This is a genomic window from Nonomuraea turkmeniaca (assembly GCF_005889735.1).
Lineage (GTDB): Bacteria > Actinomycetota > Actinomycetes > Streptosporangiales > Streptosporangiaceae > Nonomuraea > Nonomuraea turkmeniaca.
Genome location: NZ_VCKY01000439.1, coordinates 1 through 3,617, shown reverse-complemented (window position 1 = coordinate 3,617; position 3,617 = coordinate 1). Strand labels below are relative to the sequence as shown.

The 3,617-nt window shown below is 64.6% G+C and carries 3 protein-coding genes; all 3 read right to left on the bottom strand.

Features of this window, described 5'->3' with window-relative positions; genetic code table 11:
* Positions 1-191 (bottom strand): hypothetical protein (locus ETD86_RS53160; RefSeq protein WP_211370903.1); only part of this gene is annotated, 191 nt, incomplete at its 3' end.
* A 118-nt stretch (positions 192-309) separates the two neighbouring features.
* Positions 310-2,067 (bottom strand): group II intron reverse transcriptase/maturase, encoded by a 1,758-nt coding sequence (ltrA, locus tag ETD86_RS53155; RefSeq protein WP_138674203.1) that lies wholly within the window; start codon positions 2,065-2,067, stop codon positions 310-312.
* Positions 2,068-2,677: 610 nt separating this feature from the next.
* Entirely contained in the window at positions 2,678-3,493 is an 816-nt protein-coding gene (locus ETD86_RS53150; protein WP_138674202.1) for a transposase, read from the bottom strand.
* Between the last annotated feature and the right edge of the window lie 124 nt (positions 3,494-3,617).

The following is a 3,617-nucleotide window of genomic DNA, read 5'->3' as shown; positions in this document are numbered from 1 at the left end:
GCCTGCTCGGCCTGCTCGGCCTGCTCGGCCTGCTCGGCCTGCTCGGCCTGCTCGGCCTGCTCGGCCTGCTCGGCCTGCTCGGCCTGCTCGGCCTGCTCGGCCTGCTCGGCCTGCTCGGCCTGCTCGGGGGCGAGGATGTCGGCCAGGAGCTCGGCGGCGGACTCAGCATCGCCGATGTTGCCCGGCGTCACCTTGGTGGCGGTGATGATCTCACTGTCGGGATCTTCGGCGATGTCGGATAGCGGCGGGCGCGTTGCTGCGCCCGCCGCCTCCTCAGAACCGTGCGTGCCACTCGTCGCGGCACACGGCTCAAGCAGGTCGCGAGGGCGCGCTGGAGTGAAGTGCTGGGCTGTTGCGTACGCGGGTGAGGTGCCCGCGATGGCATCCGGCGTGCACGAGGCGGATGTGGTCGCCGTCCGGTGAGCCTGGTCCTCCGACGTTCCGCAGATAGTCTGCGGCTATCGCCTTGCGGGTGACCGTTTGCCACCAGCGTTCCCACTCTTGTGGGGACTGTGGTGGCTGCTCGGCGCTCAGCAGGTGGTCCCCGCACAACGGGCAACGCGCTTCCTGCCTGGTGAGCAGGCGCAGGGTGTATCCGTCGAGTGGGGGTTTGACCCGTGTGCGCCGTCTGGCCCAGTACTCGGCCTGTGCGGGGTCATCAGGGGATGACCTGCCTTTGACCAAGGTGTGCCGGACGATGGGGGTCCAGGAGAACTTGACCAGGTAGCCGCCGCTATCACGGTCGCCGAACACCCAGTGATCGCCTCTGAACTTGTTGAACTGCCCGTAGTAGCGATCAACGATCCACGTGCGCGACTTACGGGAATGACCACGGCGGGCCCACCGCCAGGTGAGGTGCCAGGTGTAGGCGTCCAGAGACTGGAACACCCTTGCCGACACGACTCCCCGATAGTAGGCGGCCCAGCCCCGCACGATCGGTGCGAGCCGGGCGATCACCGCCACTGCGTTCGAGCCACGCAGGGAGCGCATCTCGGCCGCGAGTCGTTCCCGGATCCGCCTGACCGCCGTCTTGCTCGGTTTGATCAGCAACTTTCTGTTGGGATAGCCGCGCAGATTGAATCCGAGGAAGTCGAATCCATCCGCGATATGCACGAGTGTGGTCTTGTCCTCGTTGAAAGAAAGACCACGCTGCGTCAGCCATCCGGCAAGTCGTTCCCTGACTTGTTGCGCTTCCTGCCTGGAGTGGCAGCATGCCACAAAGTCGTCGGCGAATCTCACCAGAACAGGTGCGCCCGGTGCCGTATCCCCGGCTTTTGACGGCTCGGTTCGGTATCGGACGCCGGCGGCCTCCTCCAGCCCATGCAGCGCGACATTCATGAGTAAAGGTGAAATCACGCCGCCTTGAGGAGTCCCCTCGTCGGTCGGCGTTAAGCCTTTGCCCGCCTCGAACACTCCTGCTTTCAGCCATCCTGCGATCAGATCGCGTGCCGGGAATTTCCCGAGCGTGGATAGCAGATAGGTGTGATCGATTCTGTCGAATGCAGCTTTCAGGTCCGCATCCAGGATCCACACTCGTTTGGATCTCTTTCCGCGTAGTGTGTTGTAGAGGACCTCGATCGCATCGTGACAGCTTCGGCCCGGCCTGAACCCATATGAGCGTGGTTCGAATCGGGCCTCCCACTCGGGCTCCAACGCGTTGCGGACCCTTGCCTGGTGGCAGCGATCCAAAATCACGGGAATTCCGAGCGGCCGCTGTTTCCCTTGGGCCTTCGGTATATACACCCTTCTGACGGGGAGCGGTTTCCATGAGCCGATTCCCTGACGCACTCGTTCGGTCATCTGCGCCCTGGCAGCGGAGGTCAATGCAACCTTCCTGTCCACTCCGGCCGTCTTCCGGCCAGCGTTGCGCTGCGTGACCTGCCGCACGCTGAGCAGCGTGTTCGACCGGCTCCGTAGCATTAACTTCTGTAAGGACCGGACCTTGGCCCAGTCCTGCTCCTGCGTCGCCTTGAAGATTCTCTGCCGTAGCCGCCGTACCTCCTGCTCGCAGGTCCGCCAGTCCACGGCGTCCCAGTCGAACGAGGGGTCTTCGGGTCCGTTCACCATAGGTGTCTAACTTGTCCTTCGGTTCCAGCGGTTCGGGTAGGACATCGTCAAAGACCCCACCTGCCACACGTCAGCACACTTTCGTGTCCGGGCACCGGGCCCGGTATCCGGTCAGTTATGCGGGACGGCCAGCGGAAGGGCTGGTCGTCATGTCCCGGTTTCCTGTCGCTTTTCAGCCACCGGCATTCGCTTCTTGGGCATCCTTTTCCCGCCAGGGATTTAGGCTTTCCTCACGGTCGGCTTACCAACACCGCGGTGGTGGACCATGACGGGGTTTCCACGTTTCGCACACATGAGATACGACCGGGTTAGGGCGTCCTCTATACCCCGGGGTCGGTGGTGCTCTCACGACCGACGTTCACTCTCCGGTCGCCACTTGCCGCTTCTCTGCGGCCAGACCCTGTACCCCGGTCTCGTTTCCATCTATCCGGGGGACTACATGACGAGGCATCAACGAGGCTTCAATTTCATTCACCCGTCCGGCCTTCCCTTCGCCCGCCGCCCCCGGATGGATCGGGGGCCGCTTAGACTTTCCTCCGAGCTTCGCACCCCGTGATTACTCACAACGCACGTCGAAGGCAGGGATGGGCAGCGAGCACTCACCCAGGACTCATATTCGGCATCCGCCGACCTTCCTTTCTATGACCCACTCATGTTGAGCGACCTCGTGTCGCACGTGACCCTTGTAGCCGTCGAAGGACCGGGAAACGGTCTTGCGGCCATGCCGGGCCTCGGGATCGACGGTTGAGATGACACGGTCCTTGGCCACCTTGCGCGCGATCCGGAACACCCCGTCCTCGCCTTGGTCCAGGTCCTGGCCCAGCACGGTGGCCAGCAACCGCCCCGCCTGCTCCACCTCCGCCGACAAGCGCCGCTCTTCCAGCTGCGCCAGCAGCGCATACCCATCCCGGGCCCGGGAATCGATCAACGCTTCCCGCTCGGCCACGTCCGTCCAGTCGATGACCGGCTTACCGGTGTCGGTGTAGGCATCCCCGCTGGAGATCACCGCCCGCAACTCCACCCGCAGGTCCCGCTCGGCCGCGCGCAGCAGATTCCGGATCGCCGAACGGATCAGCGTGACCGTGTCCTGGGTGGCCACCGCGTCATAGATCGGCGCCGAGTCCAGCACCCGCTTGCGGCCGATCAACCCGGCCTGCGCGGCCACCTCCACGGTCCGCTCGAAGATGCGGTCCGGCCGGTCGGAGGCGGCCAGCCGGGCCCGCATATCCACCAGCACGGTGTGCACGAACCCCGGATGATCGAAGTCCAGCCCGCCGGCGGCGTACTTCCACCGCACATCAAAGGCGAACCGATCCACCGCCTCCCGATCCGACAACCCCTCCAGACGTTGCAGCACCATCACCACCGCCACGATCATCGGCGGCACCGACCGGCGGCCATCCTCAGCGAACAGATCGGCGAACATCTAGTCCGAAAACAGGACCTCAGCTGGGCAGGCGGCAACATCCGGCGGCGCGGGTGGGGCGCCGTCGGATCAGTCCCGGGTGGTTGTCAGCCGGTTGAGGTCAGCGGCAGGTGTTCCTCATCTG

Coding starts and splice junctions, on each gene's coding strand:
- ltrA (WP_138674203.1), bottom strand. CDS start 2,067: ATGGTGAACGGACCCGAAGACCCCTCGTTCGACTGGGACGCCGTGGAC.
- ETD86_RS53150 (WP_138674202.1), bottom strand. CDS start 3,493: ATGTTCGCCGATCTGTTCGCTGAGGATGGCCGCCGGTCGGTGCCGCCG.